Genomic DNA, 14,874 nt, shown 5'->3' on the forward strand with positions numbered 1-14,874 from the left:
CGGGTGCCGCTCTGGGCGCGGCTGGTGGCCGGGACGCTCGTCCTGGTCACCCTGGCGATCACGCTGACCGGCGTGTTCGCGGTCAGGTTGTTGCGCGGCTACCTGGTCGACCGCATCGACCAGCAGCTCATCGCGGCCGGCCAGCCGCTGCGCGAGGTGACCCTGAAGCCCCTGTCGAAGCTGGCCAGAGCCCGGCCGCAGCGGCTTCCGGGCCTCTTCCACGTGCTCATCCTCGACGCCGACGGCAGGGTGGCCGACCAGATCGCCACGTCGACCGCGTCGGAGGAACCCGCGCTGACCGGCCTGGACCACACCCATGTGGCGGCGCTCGCCGGGCACCCCTTCACCGTCGAGTCGGTCGACGGGACGGGCCCCGAGTGGCGGGCCGTGGCCGTGCCGACGCCCGACGGGCGCAGCCGCGTGGTGGCGGTCAGCATGGGCGACATCGACCACACGGTCGCCCGGCTGACCACCATCGTGGCCGGGGTCGGCGCGGCCGTGCTGGTCGCGCTCGGCGTCGCCTGCCACTGGCTGGTACGCCGCAGCCTGCGTCCCCTCGGAGAGATCGAGCACACCGCCGCCGCCATCGCCGGGGGAGACCTGTCCCAGCGGGTGCCCGAACAACCCCGCAGCACCGAGATGGGCCGGCTCGGCGGCGCGATCAACGGCATGCTGCACCAGATCGAGCTGGCCTTCCGTGACCGGGAGCAGTCGGAGGCGGCCGCGCGGAGGTCGGCCGCCGAGGCGCGCGGCTCGGAGGAGAAGATGCGCCGCTTCGTCGCCGACGCCTCCCACGAGCTGCGCACCCCGCTGACCTCCATCAGGGGCTTCGCCGAGCTCTACCGGCAGGAGGCCGACCCCGACACCGAGAAGCTGATGGGCCGCATCGAGGGCGAGGCCTCCCGGATGGGCGTCCTGGTCGACGACCTGCTCCTGCTGGCCCGCCTCGACCAGCAGCGCCCCCTCGAACGTGAACCGGTCGACGTGCTCAGCCTGGCCGCCGGGGAGGTCCTCGACGCCCGCCTCCTGGCTCCGGAGCGCGAGATCGAGCTGGTACGGCTCGACGACTCCGACCACCCCCTGATGATCGTCGGCGACGAGGCACGACTGCGGCAGGTCCTCGGCAACCTCGTGGGCAACGTGCTCAAGCACACCCCCGAGGGGACGGGCTTCACCGTCGCGGTCGGCTCTGACGGGCCGGGCGTCGTGATCGAGGTCGCCGACGAGGGACCAGGGCTGCGCTACCCCGAAAGGGTCTTCGAGCGCTTCTACCGCGACGACCCGTCCCGCAGCCGGGGGACCAGGAAGGGCGGCGCGGGGCTCGGCCTGTCGATCGCGGCGGCCCTGGTCGAGGCCCACGGGGGAAGGATCCGCGCGGAGAACGGGAAGAAGGGCGCGGTCTTCCGGGTGGATTTGCCAGCATCCTCTCAGGGGTGACTCAACGGCCTCATATTCCGGGGTCCTTCGATGGGAGCCGTGCCCAAGACCGTCTTCGCCGCCGTGACGGCGGCCCTGCTCCTGTCCCTGACCGCCTGCGGCGGCGTCGAGGAGACCGCCGCGGCTCCCGCGCCGTCGGGCGGACCTCGCGACCGCACGGCCCTCGCCGAGTGCCTCAAGGAGCACGGGGTCACTCTGCCCGAGGGCGGCTTCCGGAACAACGACGGCCAGTTGGGCGACCGGCCGTCGGGCGCACCCCCCGGTGGCGGCCGGCCGGGCGACGGCCAGTGGGGCGACGGGCCCTCGGGCGAGCCCAGACCGCGGCCGTCGGGTTTCCCGTCCATGGACGACCGGACCCGTGAGGCCTTCCAGGCCTGCGGCGGCGGCAACCGGCGTCAGATGGACGATTCGGCCTTCAACGCCTTCCGTACCTGCATGAAGGACAACGGCGCGGAGGTGCGGAGCCCCCGCGATGCGAACCAGGACGATCCGGCCGTCAAGAAGGCGCTGGAGAAGTGCCGACCCTTGATGCCGTCCACCTCGTAGATCTTTGCGGTGAATTGGCCCATCTGCCACGTTGCGCACGCTTCTTTGAGGGAAGTCGGACCATATGTCCGATGGGTTGGCGACCGCGCTGAAGAGCCTGCGTGCGCAGCTCGGCCGTGACCTGTTCCCGCTCGCCATCGGGAACGTCGAGGCCGACCGGCACGCCCAGAAGGAGCTGGCCGGGCAACTCGACGACTACCTCATCCCGCGCCTGGCCGCCATCGACGCGCCCCTGCTGGCCGTCGTCGGCGGCTCCACCGGGGCCGGCAAGTCGACCCTGGTCAACTCCCTCGTCCAGGACGACGTCACCGCGCCGGGCGTGCTCCGCCCGACGACGCTGGCCCCTACCCTGGTCGCCAGCCCGGCCGACGTGCCGTGGTTCACCTCGGCGAACGTGCTGCCCGGCCTGCCCCGCTCGACCGGCGACGGCCAGCCCGGCACCCTCAAGATCGTCATGTCTCCGCAGGTCAAGCCGGGTCTGGCCCTCCTCGACGCCCCCGACATCGACTCGGTGGTCACCGCCAACCGCGAGCTCGCCGCCCAACTGCTGGCCGCCGCCGACCTGTGGTTGTTCGTCACGACCGCCAGCCGGTACGCCGACGAGGTCCCCTGGGGCTTCCTGCGCATCGCCGGCGAACGCAGCACCGCCATGGCGGTGATCCTCCAGAGGGTGCCCGACGAGGCCCGCGTGCCGGTCGCCGCCGACCTGCGCCGCCTGCTCAAGGAGAACGGCCTGGCGGGCACCCCGCTGTTCGAGGTGCCCGAACTGCCGCTGCCGAGCGAACGCGCCCGGCTGCCCGAGATGGCGGTCCGGCCGATCAAGAAGTGGCTCGACGGCCTGTCGGCCGACCACGAGGCCCGCGCCGACGTGGTCCGCCGGACCCTGTCGGGGGCGCTCGACAGCCTGGCCGTGCGGGTGCCCGCCCTCGCCGAGGCGGCCGACCGGCAGTTGCTCGGCGCCAACGAGCTGCGCGGCCTGGTCGAAAAGGGCTACGACGTCGGCATGGCCGACTTCGACGAGGCCATGCGCGACGGCACCCTGCTGCGCGGCGAGGTGCTGAACCGCTGGCAGGACTTCATCGGCACCGGCGACCTCATGCGCTCCCTGGAGACCCGCGTCGGCTGGTTGCGCGACACGATCGTCGCCGCCTTCACCGGCCGCCCGGCCCCCGACAAACGGCTCAGGGTGGCCCTGGAGAGCGGCGTCGAGTCGCTGATCCGGGCCACCGCCGACGGGTCGGCCGAACGCTCCGTGGACGCGTGGCTGTCCACACCACAGGGGCGTGACCTGCTGGAACGTACCGGAATCGAAACCGCGGGGAAGCTCGGCCGGGTCTCCGCCGACCTGCCGCCGAAGGCCGCCAAGGCGGTCCGCGACTGGCAGGGCTACGTGCTCGACCTCGTCCGCGACGAGGGCGCCGACAAACGCAGCATGGCCAGGGCGGCCTCGTTCGGGGTGAACGGCCTGGGCCTGCTGATCATGCTGACGGTGTTCGCGTCCACGGGCGGCCTGACCGGCATCGAGGTCGGCGTCGCCGGGGGCACCACGGTCCTCAGCCAGAAACTCCTGGAGGCGGTCTTCGGCGACCAGGCCGTCCGACGCCTCACCGACGCGGCCCGCGCCGACCTCCACACGCGGGTCAGGGATCTGTTCGACGAGGAGGCCGGGCGCTTCTACACCCTGCTCGAAGGCATGGAGTCCACCGACACCCACGCCCTGCGCGCCGCCGCCGACGCCGTCGAACAGCGCAAGAGCGACATCCCGGGCGGTGTCGCGTGAAGCTCCTGCGGCGCCGCTCGCACATCTCCCTGGACGACCGCCTCAAGGCCCTCGGCGCCGCCGCCGACCTGGCCGAGGGCAGGGTCGCCAGGGAGCCGGTCGACCACGCGCGAGTCGTCGTCGCCAGAGCCGGCGCCCGCGCGGGCCTCTCGGTCGACCACACGGTCGTCGCCCTGGCCGGGGCCACCGGCAGCGGCAAGTCGTCGTTGTTCAACGTGCTCGCCGGCGGCGACGTCGCCACGGTCGGGGTGACCCGCCCGACCACCTCGAAGGCCCAGGGAGCCCTGTGGTCTCCGGAGGGCTCGGGCCCCCTGCTCGACTGGCTCGACGTGCCCACCCGGCACGTCGTGCACTCCGACGACCTGCCCGGCCTGATCCTGCTCGACCTGCCCGACCACGACAGCATCGAGCTCTCCCACCGCCTGGAGGTCGACCGCCTGGTCGCCGTCGTCGACCAGCTCGTCTGGGTCATGGACCCCCAGAAGTACGCCGACGCCGCCATCCACGAGCGCTACCTGCGCCCGCTGGCCAGGCACGCCGACGTGACCATGGTCGTCCTGAACCAGGTCGACCGCCTGCCTCCCGGCGCCGTCCGCCGCTGCCTCGACGACCTGCGCCGCCTGCTGGCCGAAGACGGCCTGCGCGACGTGCCGATCCTGCCCGTCTCGACGGTGACCGGAGAGGGCGTACAAGAACTGAGAGACCTGCTCACCGAACTGGTCACCCGCCGCCACGCGTGGTCGGCGCGGCTGGAGGCCGACAGCGCAGGAGCCGCCGACCACCTGATCGCCGCCTCCGGCGGCCTGCCGAAGTCGGACCCGCGCGTGCCCGACCACGACGCCCTCGACGAAGCCCTGGCCGAAGCGGCCGGAGTCCCGTTGGTGGTCCGGGCGGTGGCGAAGGCCCACCGGCACCGCGCGGTCGCCGCGATGGGCTGGCCGGTCACCCGCTGGCTCCGCCGCTTCCGCCCCGACCCTCTGCGCCGCCTCCACCTGCACCGCCCCACGACCGGCCGCACCTCCCTGCCGCAGGCGTCGGCCGTGCAGACCTCGCAGATGGACTCGGCCGTCAGAGCGGTCGGCCTGGAAGCGGCCGAAGGAGTCCCGGAGCCCTGGGCGGCCGCGATCCGCCGCTCGGCCCGCGAACACCACGACACCCTGGCCGACGCCCTCGACCAGGCGGTCGCCGGCAGCGACCTCGGCATGGAACGCCGCCCCCTGTGGTGGCGCGCCGTCAACGCCCTCCAATGGCTGCTGTTCGTGACCCTGCTGGCCGGGCTCGGCTGGCTGGTGGTCCTGTACGTGCTGGGCTTCCTGCGCCTGCCCAGCCTCTACACGCCGACCGCCGGGGACGTGCCCTGGCCGACGACGCTGCTGGCCGGAGCGGCGGTGCTCGGGGTGGTGGTGGCCCTGCTGACGCGGGGCCTGGCCTGGATCGGCAGCCGCAGGAAGGCCCGGAAGTCGGCCAGGGTCCTGCGCCAGAACATCTCCGGCGTGGCCGACCGGATGATCATCACGCCGATCGAACACGAACAGATCCGCTACAGGACCTTCGTCAAGCAGGCCAAGACGGCGAGCAGCTAATTCTGGCGAAGTTAGCAGCTAATTAGCTGCTAATCAGAGCAGAATTAGCAGCTAGGCGCGGTCTCGTGACCGGTCGAGGTCGCTCAGCGGGTCGGGGATCGCCTGGCCGCGCTCGATCGACCTCGGCACCGAATCGGCCTCCGCCTCCGCCTTGGCCTCGGCCGCCGCGGCCTCCGCCTCGCGGACCGCCTCAGAACCGGCCGGCCGGTCGCGGTCCGGCTGTTCGCGGGTGGCCGCCGACTGCGGCAGCGCCTCGGTGAACGCCTTCGAGACGCCCTGGAGCGCCGACGTCACCTCCGACGGGATCACCCAGAACGTGTTCCCCGGGCCGGACGCGAGCTGCGGCAACATCTGGAGGTACTGGTAGGCCAGCAGCTTCGGGTCGGGGTCGTTGCGGTGCACGGCCTGGAAGACCTCGTCGATCGCCTGGGACTGGCCCTCGGCCCTGAGGATCTGGCTGGTGCGTTCACCCTCGGCGCGCAGGATGGCGCTCTGCTTCTCACCTTCGGCCGTGAGGATCTGCGACTGCCGGAGGCCCTCGGCCGTCAGGATGGCGGCACGCTTGTCGCGTTCGGCGCGCATCTGCTTCTCCATCGCCTCCTTGATGGTCCTGGGAGGATCGATGGCCTTGATCTCCACCCGGTTGACCCGGATGCCCCACTTGCCGGTCGCCTCGTCGAGCACGCCCCGCAGTTGGCTGTTGATGATGTCTCTGCTGGTCAGCGTCTTCTCCAGGTCCATGCCGCCGACGACGTTGCGCAGCGTCGTTACGGTGAGCTGCTCGACGCCCTGGATGAAGTTCGCGATCTCGTACGCCGCGGCCCTCGGGTCGGTCACCTGGAAGTACAGGACCGTGTCGATGTCGACGACCAGGTTGTCTTCGGTGATCACGGGCTGCGGCTTGAAGCTGACGACCTGTTCGCGCAGGTCGATCAGCGGGCGCACCCGGTCGATGTAGGGGATCACGAAGTTCAGGCCGGGGTCGAGGGTACGGCTGTAGCGGCCCAGGCGCTCGACGTTGGCGGCGCGCGCCTGAGGCACGATCCGCACCGTTCTGAAGACGGTGACGACCGCGAACATCGCGACCAGGATCAGGATGACGAGCAGGGCGACTTCCATGATCACTCCCGTGGATACACGAGCGCTGTGGCGCCCTCGATCTCGAACACGTCGACGGTGGCGCCCACCGGGATGACGAGGGTCTCGTCATAGGCGCGGGCCGACCATTCCTCGCCGCCGATCTTGACCCGGCCGCCTCGGCCGGTGACCTCGTGGGTCACGTAGGCCGATTTGCCGACCAGTGCCGAGACGCCGAACTTCTGGGCGGGCGCCTGCTGTAGGTGCCGCATCGCCAGGGGGCGCAGGCCGAGCAGGCCGCCGCCGGACGCCAGGACGAACACGAGCAGTTGGAGGCCGGGCGGCAGCCCGATCACGGCCACGCCCGCCGTCAGCAGGGCCGCGACCGAGATGATCCCCATGGCGGCGGTGAGCGTGAAGAGCTCGGCCACTCCCAGGGCCGCCGCCAGGATCAGCCACACGATCCACGAGTCCATTGCACCGCCCTATCGATAGGGGGTTCCTAATATCAACCTACCCGTCAGGAGACGAGTGCGCTGCCCGCCTTCCATGCGTTCCAGGCGAGTTGCCAGAATCCCCATCCGTTGGCCGGTTCGAGTGGTCTGTCGGTTCCGACGATCACCACCGGGTCGCCGCGCAGCGAGTTGTCGAAGAACCACTTCGCCTGGTCCGGCCGGGCGTTCACGCAGCCGTGGCTGACGTTCAGGCGGCCCTGCGCCCACGTGTTGTCCTTGGCGTGGACGTATTCGCCGCTGTTGGAGATGCGGACGGCGTGGTCGATCATCAGGTCGTAGTATTCGGGGTCGCCCGGTTTGCGGCGCGGGGAGACCATGCGGACCTTCTCCTTCTTCTCCATCGTCAGATGGACGCCACTCGTTGTGGTGTATTCCCTGGTCGTGGCCATGCCGGCGCTGATCGCCATCTCCTGGGCGAGCAGGCCGTCGCGGTGGACGGTCATGCGGTGGGTGGCCGTGTCGATGTGACTGCTCATGTTGCGGCCGACGACGAAGGTGGCGGAGGGGTCGGTGGTGCCGTACACGCCGGGGGCGAAGCGCAGGCCCGTCAGGTGGGCGGTGAACCGGACCCGTGTGCCGGGTTGCCAGTAGTAGCGGGGGCGCCAGACGGCCTGTGTGTCGGAGAACCAGTGCCAGCCGCCCTCGACCGGGCGGTCGGGGACGACCTCGAAGGCGCGCTCGACCACCGCGCGGTCGGGGACGGGGACCTTGAACTCGACCACGATCGGCATGCCGACGCCGACCGTCTCGCCCGGGAGCGGGTCGACCTTGGGCGGGGTGGCGGGGGTGGCCGTGAGGGTGCGGAACCGGCCGCTGACGCGGCGGTCGGTGGTGACGGCGGTGACGAGGTGGTCGGTGCCGGGGCGCAGCGACCACGAGGAGCGCCATTCGGTGCGCGTCCGGTCGTAGCGGCCGGGGACGGGGTGGCCGGCCGCGGTCACGGTGACCGACTTCAGGGTGCCGCCGAGGGCTCTGATCGTCAGCCCTCGGTCGGGGACCGCCCTCTTCTCGCCCAGGGCGGGGGAGATCGCGACGCCGATGGGAGTCAGGGCGGTCACGGGTGAGCAACCGAGAAGGGTGATGAGGGCCGTGAGCAGGCAGAAGAGGCGCGGCACCACGCCAACGCTACCGAACGGTAGCGGGCAGGATACGCCCGGTTACCTCCCCGAGGGACAGCCCTGACGGGGTCGTGGCGGTGATGGTGACCGTGTCGCCGTCTTCCAGGAACGATCGGCCGGTCTTCATCGGCCGGGCGCCGTTCCACGTGAGTTCGATGAGCGAGCCGGGGGCGTCCTCGGCCGAGACGGTGCCGCTGGCGTAGAGGTCGCCGGTGCGCAGGGCGGCGCCGTTGACGGTCATGTGGGCGAGCATCTGGTCGGGCGTCCAGTACATGTCGCGGTAGGCCGGGGTGGAGACGACCTCGCCGTTCAGCCGCACCTCCAGGGCGAGGTCGAGGCCCCATTCGGCGTCGCGCCGCAGGTAGTCGAGGGGTGCCGGGTCCTGTGGGCGGCCTTCGACGCGGGCGTGGTCGAGGGCGTCGAGCGGGGTCACCCAGGCGGAGATCGACGTGGCGAACGACTTGCCGAGGAAGGGGCCGAGGGGGACGTACTCCCAGGCCTGGATGTCGCGCGCGCTCCAGTCGTTGACCAGCACGACCCCGAAGACGTGTTCGTCGAACGCGCCCGCAGGCTGACCCAACTCGCTGCCCGTGCCGACGACGAAGCCCACCTCGGCCTCGATGTCGAGTTTGGCCGACGGGCCGAACGAGGGCCGCTGGCCGCGGGGGCGGCGGATGTCGGTGCCGGAGACGACGACCGTGCCGGCCCGTCCGTGGTAGCCGACCGGGAGGTGCCGCCAGTTGGGTTTCAGCGGCTCCTCGTCGGGGCGGAACATGCGGCCCAGGTTGGAGGCGTGTTCGAGGGAGGCGTAGAAGTCGACGTAGTCGGCGACGTCGATGGGGAGGTGGAGCCGTACCCGATCGAGGGGGATCAGGTGCTCGGCGCCGCGGTCGTCGGCGAGCAGATCCTGGACGCGGCCCCGGGTGGCCCGCCACGCGCCGCGCCCGCGCGCCATGAACGGGTTGAGGGTCGGTTCGCGGAACACGTCGTCGCCGAGCAGGGGCGCCAGGTCGAGGACCTGGTCTCCGAATCGCACGCCCACGCGGGGTCGTCCGCCGTCGACGGAGAACACGCCATAAGGGAGGTTGTCGAGCCCGAAACTCACGCGTCTTCTCCGATCAGGCCGAGTTCCCGCAGGTCCTTGAGGGGTTGGGAGGTGCTGCAGGAGCCGTGGGAGACCAGGGTCTCCCGCGTTCTCAGAGCCTCTTCCTTTTTTACGGCTACCGCCGCACGCGCCAGACCGTCCGCGTCGATCGACTCCAGGATCGGCAGCGGGTCACCCCCATGGAGAGCGGCGTGGGTGGCGAGCAGCAGGTTGAGGAACCCGTGCCGCCAGACGCCCAACGCGGGGTCGTAGTGCCTGACGGCGTGGTGCAGCCCGGCGGTGGCCTTGAACGGGATGCTGTTCCGGGCGCAGAAGGTGATGAACCGGGCGACCTCCTCCGGGGAGGGGAAGGCCTCCCGGGTGAGCCCGCCACACCTGATCTTGAACCCGGCCCCGGTCGAGGGATGCGGATGCGCGACGGCGTCGAGCCCGTCGAGTTCGTCGGCGGTCACCTCGACGAACAGCCGGGCGCCGGAACGGGGCACGGGCTTGCCGAGCCGCACCTCGATGAGATCGACGTCGGGCAGTTCGACCAGCGGGTCGTCGACGATCACCCCGATCCGCTCCGGCCGGGGCGAGGTGATCTCGTGCAGGCGGCTGGCCAGGCAGAGGAACCGGTGGGTGAGCACCCCGCTGCCGGCGGCGCGGTCGGCCGCGTGGCGGGCCAGCGCGTCGGCCATCGGCAGTGAGGTGGGCGGGAACAGCCCCGCGTCGTCGACGAGGGCCGCGAACAGCGGGTTCACCGGGCCCAGGTCCAGGCGTAGTCGCCGTCTTCGCAGGCCAGCGCGCCGGGACCGAGGTCGAGCGGCCGGAAGGTGTCGACCATCACGGCCAGCTCGGAGGTGTGCGTCGCCCCGGAGGCGATGATCGCCTCGACCGCGCCCGGCTGCGGCCCGTGGGTGAAGCCGGCCGGGTGGAGCGAGACCGACCCGACGTCGATGCCCGAGCCCGCCCGCGCCGAGTAGTCGCCGCCGACGTAGAACATGAACTCGTCGGAGTCGACGTTGTGGTGGTTGTACGGGATCGGCACCGCCTCCGGATGGAAGTCGAGCGGCCGGGGGCAGAACGAGCAGACCACGAAGCCCGGCCCCTCGAACGTCTGGTGCACGGGCGGGGGCGCGTGGGTCTTCTTCACCACGGGCTCGAAGTCGTCGATGTTGAAGGCGTACGGGTAGAGGCACCCGTCCCAGCCGACCACGTCGAACGGGTGGTTGCGGTAGGTGAGCCGGGTCAGCCCGCCGCGGGTGCGGACCAGGACCGGCACGTCCTCCCCTTCGACGATCAGCGGCTCGCTCGGCGCGCGCAGGTCACGCTCGGAGTAGGGGGCGTGCTCCAGGAACTGGCCGAACTGGGAGAGGTAGCGCTTCGGCGGCCGGATGTGCCCGGAGGCCTCGATCGTGAGGGCCTCGACGTGGCCGGAGGGCACCCAGCGGTGGATGGTGCCGGTCGGGATGACGACGTAGTCGCCCTCGCCGACGTCGAGCGCCCCGTAGGCCGACTCGAACCGGGCCCGGCCCGACTTGACGTAGACGCACTCGTCGCCCATGGAGTTGCGGTAGAGCTCGCTGGGCCGGTCGGTGGCGGCGTATCCGAGCCGGACGTCGCCGTTGCCCGCCAGCAGCCGCCGCCCCGAGACGAGGTCGCCTTCGGGGGCGAGGTCCTGCGTGCGGAAGTGGCGGGGCGACAGCGGCAGGTTGGGTTCGAGGGTGTTGTGGCCGCTCCGCACCGCTTCGGCCTTGGTGATGGCCGTGGGGGCGTGGCGGTGGTAGAGCAGCGAGGCGTCGGAGGAGAAGCCCTCCTCGCCCATCAGCTCCTCGGCGTAGAGCCCACCGTCCGGGCGGCGGAACTGGACGTGACGTTTCCGGGGAACCTCTCCCACGGTGCGATAGTGCGGCATCGTCGCCTCCCTGTACGCATACCGGACGCTGACGTCCACTATACGTCAAGCGCCTCCCCGAGCTCCTTGGCGGCCTCCGACACGAGCGGACCCGCGACCGAGACGTCGAGATCGCCGAACGAGATGATCCCGACCGACGCCTCCAGCCACTCCAGCCCCGTGATCGGCGCGGCCACGCCACGGGCTCCCTCCTGAAGGTGCCCCTCGGTGGCATGAATACGCGGCTTGCCCTCCCGCAGCGACAGGATCGCCAGCCCGGCGGCGCCCTTCGACAGCGGATGCCGGGATCCGGTCCGGTAGGCGACGTGGAGATTGGTCCACGACGGCTCGACCACTGCGATGGCCAGCCCCTCGCCGCCCTCGGCCACGGTCAGATGGGCGGTCGCCCCGGACGCCTCGGCCAGCCGCCGCAGCGCCGGGACGGCCGCCGCCATCAGCAACGGCTGGACCGCCTGGGCCAGCTTGACCACCCCGAACCCGAGCAGCACCCGCCCGGCGGCGTCGCGCCGCGCGAACCCCTCGTTCTGCAACGAGGCGACCAGCCGGTAGACGACCGGCCTGCTGACGTTCAGGGCGGCGGCCAGCTCCGTCGGCGTCAGCCCGCCCGGCGTCTCCGCGAGGAGACGGAGCAGCCTTAACCCGCGCTCAAGGGTCTGTGCCGACTCAACAGCCATGGGGACGATTATGAAACGGTGCAGAACGTGATTGTGGTGGGCGCGGGTATCTGGGGCGCGTCGCTGGCCCTCCGGCTGGCGGAGTCGGGCCGCCGGGTGACCCTGATCGAGCGCCTCGACGGAGCCGACCCCCGCCGGGCCAGCGCGGGGGAGACCCGCCTGGTGCGGTCGGCCCACGGGACGTCGGAGTTCTACGCCCGCATGGCCTGGGAGTCGACCCGGGAGTGGCTGGCCCTCAACGAGCGGGCCGGCGAGCCGCTCTTCCTGCCGCAGGGGGTGATGTGGTTCGGCCGCGAGGCCGACGGATGGGAGGTCCGCAGCGCCGAGGTCCTGAAAGCCCTCGACATCCCCTGTACTTTGCTCGACCCCGCCGAGGCGGCGATGTTCTACCCCGAGATGCGCCACGACGACCTGGCCACGGTCCTGTACGAACCCGAGGCGGGCGTGGTCCGGGCCCGGCGTGCGACCGAGGTGGTGACGGGCCTGGCCCAGGACGCCGGGGTGACCCTGGTCAGGGGTGAAGCCCGGCCCGCCGGGCGCGGCGTGGCCGTCGACGGCGAGGTGCTGGGCGCCGACCAGGTCGTCTGGGCCTGCGGGGCCTGGCTTCCCGGGCTGTTCGACGGGCTGCCGATCACGGTGACCCGGCAGGACACCACCCATTTCGCGGCCGGCTGGACCGACGTGCCCGCGTTCTGCGACTACAGCGGCTCGGCCTACGGCCACGGCGACGTCGGCGGCCACGGAATGAAGATCACCAGCGACGTCGAGGGGGAGCCCGGGTTCGACCCGGACACGCCGCGCGGCGACGTCCTGGCGGCGAGCGAACGCCGGGCCCGCGACTACCTGGCCCGCCGCTTCCCGTCACTGGCCGGGGTCCCGCTGAGCCTCACCCAGGTCTGCCAGTACGCCGTCACCCCCGACGCCGAGTGGGTCATCGCCGAGATCGACGACGGCGTCTGGGTGCTGGGCGGCGACAGCGGCCACGGCTTCAAACACGCGCCGGTGTTGTCGGCGTACGTGACCTCGGTCCTGAACGGCGAGGCGGCCGTCGATCCGCGGTTCGGCCTGCACCCGAGGGAAAACGCGCGCGGCCTGCGGACCAGCGGCGAGACGTGATCTACTGCCCGGCATGGGGGATTTCGGGGCGGCCGAGGAGCTCGCGGTCGAAGGGGACACACCGGGCGGACGGGTCGCGGCGTTCGGCAAGATCGTGATGGCCCTGCTGGCGGCGGCGGTCCTGACGGCCTCGGCGGCGCCCGCAGTGCCCGCAGTGCCCGCGACCTCACCGGGCCTGGAAGGCGCGACGCCCATGCGGGCGCCCGAGGTCGACTTGGTCTGCGAGGGCGGCTGCCCTGCCGGAGACGGCGGCCAACTGGGCGACGGGACGTCGCCGTTCCCCGAGGGCTACCGGGAGGAAGACCAGGTCTGCACCGGTGAGGGTTGCGCCGTCGCCCCTTATGACGCGGTTCTGATCGACCCCTTCACCGGGAAGATCGTCGATGGTCCGTGACGGGGCGCGGCCGGAAGCGGGCGGCCGGCGCCGGATACGGCGCGGACCGGGGGTGGCGGGCGGCGCCGGGGTGGGCGGAGCCGTAACGGAGAAGAACCGGGGTGAGCGCACGCACCCCGGTGGTGAAGCGTCGATCGCCTAGCGGGAGGACTCCAGCCAGGCGCCGAACTCCGACAGGTTGATCAGGCCGTCGCCGTCGCCGTCGACCTTGGCGATCACCGCGGCGGCGCCCGACTCACCGAGAGGCTGGCCGAGCAGATCCGCCAGGCGGGTCAGCTCCTCGGCCGAGATGAGGCCGTCGCCATCGGCGTCGACGAGGGCGAAGGTGGGAGCGTACTCGCTCATGATTTCCTCCTCAGATACGCGATCAGCACCCTAGCGGGATATGTCTGCCCAAGAGCGGCGTAGCCTCGCATTCATGACGCGGATCCTCGTTGTCGACGATGAGCCTCAGTTGCTGCGGGCGCTGCGGATCAACCTGGCGGCCCGGGAATACGACGTGGCCGTGGCGTCCGACGGCGCCGCCGCGCTGCGCCTGGCCGCCGACTGGCACCCGGACCTGGTCGTGCTGGACCTCGGCCTGCCCGACCTCGACGGCGTGGAGGTCATCCACGGCCTGCGCGGCTGGACGAAGGTGCCGATCATCGTGTTGTCGGGCCGGTCGGGCAGCCTCGACAAGGTCGGCGCCCTCGACGCGGGCGCCGACGACTACGTGACCAAGCCCTTCGGGATCGACGAACTCCTGGCCCGCATCCGCGCGGTCACCCGCCGCAGCGCCTCCGCCGGCGCGGAACCCGTGACGGTGAAGATCGGCGACCACGTGGTCGACCTGTCCGACAAGACCATTTCGGGTGGCGTGCGGCTGACGCCCACCGAATGGCATCTCCTTGAGATCCTGGTCCGCAACCCCGGCAAACTCATCAGCCAGCGTCAACTGCTGACCGAGGTCTGGGGCCCGGCCTACCTCAAGGAGACCCACTACCTGCGGCAGTACTTCGCCCAGCTCCGCCGGAAGCTGGAGGCCGACCCGGCGCACCCGGTCCACCTGGTGACGGAACCGGGCATGGGCTACCGCTTCCAGCCCTAGAAGGCCCGGCCGCGCTCAAGGTCGTCGTGAGGAGCTGAGGCCGATCCGCGGCGGGTGGAGGAGCAAAGCCCGGCCGCGCCCAGGGGGGTAGGCGCGACCGGGCTTCGTCTCAGCGCGCGGGGCCGCTCTCGGGCCGGCCCCGCGACGTTCCCGGGGTCAGCCTGCCGTGCAGGTGGGGACGGGTGCGGTGTTGGCGCCGTTCCAGGAGGCCAGGAAGCCGAAAGTGGTGGTGGCGCCCGCGCCCAGGTTGCCGTTGTAGCCGGCGTTGCGGACCGTCACCTGGTTGCCCGACTGGGTGTGGGAACCGTTCCAGATCTGGGTGATCTGCTGGCCGTCGGCGAAGGTCCACCGGACCGTCCACGCGCTGATCGGCGTGTTGCCCGCCTTGACGGTGACCTCGCCCTGGAACCCGCCGCCCCACTGGCCGCCCGCCGTGTAGGTCGCGGTGCATCCGCCGGGCTGCGGCGACGGTGAGGGTGACGGCGAGGGCGAGGGCGACGGTGTCGGGGAGGGGGTCGGCGTGGGGGTGGGGGACGGGGTGGTGC

General features: G+C 71.6%; 16 protein-coding genes. 7 read left to right on the forward strand and 9 right to left on the reverse strand.

Annotated features, from left to right (window positions below; genetic code table 11):
- Positions 1-3: 3 nt before the first annotated feature.
- The 4 genes from AW273_RS06595 (at position 4) to AW273_RS06610 (ending at position 5,346) form a co-directional block, all read left to right on the forward strand.
- On the forward strand, positions 4-1,437 hold the full coding sequence (locus AW273_RS06595; RefSeq protein WP_439648617.1) for a sensor histidine kinase: 1,434 nt from the start codon (positions 4-6) through the stop codon (positions 1,435-1,437).
- 39 nt (positions 1,438-1,476) lie between these two features.
- Positions 1,477-1,983, forward strand: a complete 507-nt coding sequence (locus AW273_RS06600) for a hypothetical protein (RefSeq protein WP_062346297.1) — start codon at positions 1,477-1,479, stop codon at positions 1,981-1,983.
- Between the two features lie 64 nt (positions 1,984-2,047).
- Positions 2,048-3,763, forward strand: coding sequence for a GTPase family protein (locus AW273_RS06605; RefSeq protein WP_062346299.1), 1,716 nt, complete (start codon positions 2,048-2,050; stop codon positions 3,761-3,763).
- The gene (locus AW273_RS06610) at positions 3,760-5,346 is read left to right on the forward strand and encodes a GTPase family protein (RefSeq protein WP_062346304.1); all 1,587 of its coding nucleotides are present in this window, start codon (positions 3,760-3,762) and stop codon (positions 5,344-5,346) included. Before AW273_RS06605 ends, AW273_RS06610 begins: the two co-directional genes overlap by 4 nt.
- Positions 5,347-5,397: 51 nt before the next feature.
- Here the strand turns inward: AW273_RS06610 and AW273_RS06615 are convergent, their stop codons facing one another.
- The 7 genes from AW273_RS06615 to AW273_RS06645 are packed head-to-tail and all read right to left on the reverse strand — an operon-like array spanning position 5,398 to position 11,732.
- Positions 5,398-6,465: an SPFH domain-containing protein gene (locus tag AW273_RS06615; protein WP_062346306.1), complete on the reverse strand. Its 1,068-nt coding sequence runs from the start codon at positions 6,463-6,465 to the stop codon at positions 5,398-5,400.
- 2 nt (positions 6,466-6,467) lie between these two features.
- Positions 6,468-6,899, reverse strand: a complete 432-nt coding sequence (locus AW273_RS06620) for an NfeD family protein (RefSeq protein ID WP_062346308.1) — start codon at positions 6,897-6,899, stop codon at positions 6,468-6,470.
- Between the two features lie 44 nt (positions 6,900-6,943).
- Positions 6,944-8,053 carry a L,D-transpeptidase gene (locus AW273_RS06625; RefSeq protein WP_232327129.1) on the reverse strand — a complete coding sequence of 370 codons (1,110 nt, stop codon included), beginning with the start codon at positions 8,051-8,053 and terminating at the stop codon, positions 6,944-6,946.
- A 10-nt stretch (positions 8,054-8,063) separates the two neighbouring features.
- Complete coding sequence (fahA, locus tag AW273_RS06630; protein ID WP_062346311.1) at positions 8,064-9,161, reverse strand: fumarylacetoacetase; 1,098 nt, start codon at positions 9,159-9,161, stop codon at positions 8,064-8,066.
- On the reverse strand, positions 9,158-9,904 hold the full coding sequence (locus AW273_RS06635) for a hypothetical protein (RefSeq protein ID WP_232327130.1): 747 nt from the start codon (positions 9,902-9,904) through the stop codon (positions 9,158-9,160). Before AW273_RS06635 ends, fahA begins: the two co-directional genes overlap by 4 nt.
- Positions 9,901-11,058 carry a homogentisate 1,2-dioxygenase gene (locus AW273_RS06640; protein ID WP_062346752.1) on the reverse strand — a complete coding sequence of 386 codons (1,158 nt, stop codon included), beginning with the start codon at positions 11,056-11,058 and terminating at the stop codon, positions 9,901-9,903. Before AW273_RS06640 ends, AW273_RS06635 begins: the two co-directional genes overlap by 4 nt.
- A gap of 38 nt (positions 11,059-11,096) precedes the next feature.
- Positions 11,097-11,732, reverse strand: coding sequence for a helix-turn-helix domain-containing protein (locus AW273_RS06645; RefSeq protein WP_062346313.1), 636 nt, complete (start codon positions 11,730-11,732; stop codon positions 11,097-11,099).
- An 18-nt stretch (positions 11,733-11,750) separates the two neighbouring features.
- Between AW273_RS06645 and AW273_RS06650 the strand changes: the two genes are divergently transcribed.
- A complete protein-coding gene (locus AW273_RS06650) occupies positions 11,751-12,848 on the forward strand; it encodes an NAD(P)/FAD-dependent oxidoreductase (RefSeq protein ID WP_062346315.1) in 1,098 nt (365 codons plus the stop codon).
- 13 nt (positions 12,849-12,861) lie between these two features.
- On the forward strand, positions 12,862-13,242 hold the full coding sequence (locus AW273_RS06655; protein ID WP_062346317.1) for a hypothetical protein: 381 nt from the start codon (positions 12,862-12,864) through the stop codon (positions 13,240-13,242).
- A 138-nt stretch (positions 13,243-13,380) separates the two neighbouring features.
- Here AW273_RS06655 and AW273_RS06660 read toward each other — a convergent pair whose 3' ends face one another.
- A complete protein-coding gene (locus AW273_RS06660; protein ID WP_030452116.1) occupies positions 13,381-13,587 on the reverse strand; it encodes an EF-hand domain-containing protein in 207 nt (68 codons plus the stop codon).
- 73 nt (positions 13,588-13,660) lie between these two features.
- Between AW273_RS06660 and AW273_RS06665 the strand changes: the two genes are divergently transcribed.
- The gene (locus AW273_RS06665) at positions 13,661-14,329 is read left to right on the forward strand and encodes a response regulator (protein ID WP_062346319.1); all 669 of its coding nucleotides are present in this window, start codon (positions 13,661-13,663) and stop codon (positions 14,327-14,329) included.
- A gap of 156 nt (positions 14,330-14,485) precedes the next feature.
- Here the strand turns inward: AW273_RS06665 and AW273_RS06670 are convergent.
- On the reverse strand, positions 14,486-14,874 hold a 389-nt coding region (locus tag AW273_RS06670), incomplete at its 5' end, for a cellulose binding domain-containing protein (RefSeq protein WP_198168031.1).

It is taken from the genome of Herbidospora yilanensis, assembly GCF_001570565.1.
GTDB lineage: Bacteria > Actinomycetota > Actinomycetes > Streptosporangiales > Streptosporangiaceae > Herbidospora > Herbidospora yilanensis.

Bases quoted from the DNA above. Each gene is read 5' to 3' on its own strand.
- AW273_RS06605 (WP_062346299.1), top strand. From the start codon at position 2,048: ATGTCCGATGGGTTGGCGACCGCGCTGAAGAGCCTGCGTGCGCAGCTC.
- AW273_RS06615 (WP_062346306.1), bottom strand. From the start codon at position 6,465: ATGGAAGTCGCCCTGCTCGTCATCCTGATCCTGGTCGCGATGTTCGCG.
- AW273_RS06620 (WP_062346308.1), bottom strand. From the start codon at position 6,899: ATGGACTCGTGGATCGTGTGGCTGATCCTGGCGGCGGCCCTGGGAGTG.
- AW273_RS06640 (WP_062346752.1), bottom strand. From the start codon at position 11,058: ATGCCGCACTATCGCACCGTGGGAGAGGTTCCCCGGAAACGTCACGTC.
- AW273_RS06645 (WP_062346313.1), bottom strand. From the start codon at position 11,732: ATGGCTGTTGAGTCGGCACAGACCCTTGAGCGCGGGTTAAGGCTGCTC.
- AW273_RS06655 (WP_062346317.1), top strand. From the start codon at position 12,862: ATGGGGGATTTCGGGGCGGCCGAGGAGCTCGCGGTCGAAGGGGACACA.
- AW273_RS06660 (WP_030452116.1), bottom strand. From the start codon at position 13,587: ATGAGCGAGTACGCTCCCACCTTCGCCCTCGTCGACGCCGATGGCGAC.
- AW273_RS06665 (WP_062346319.1), top strand. From the start codon at position 13,661: ATGACGCGGATCCTCGTTGTCGACGATGAGCCTCAGTTGCTGCGGGCG.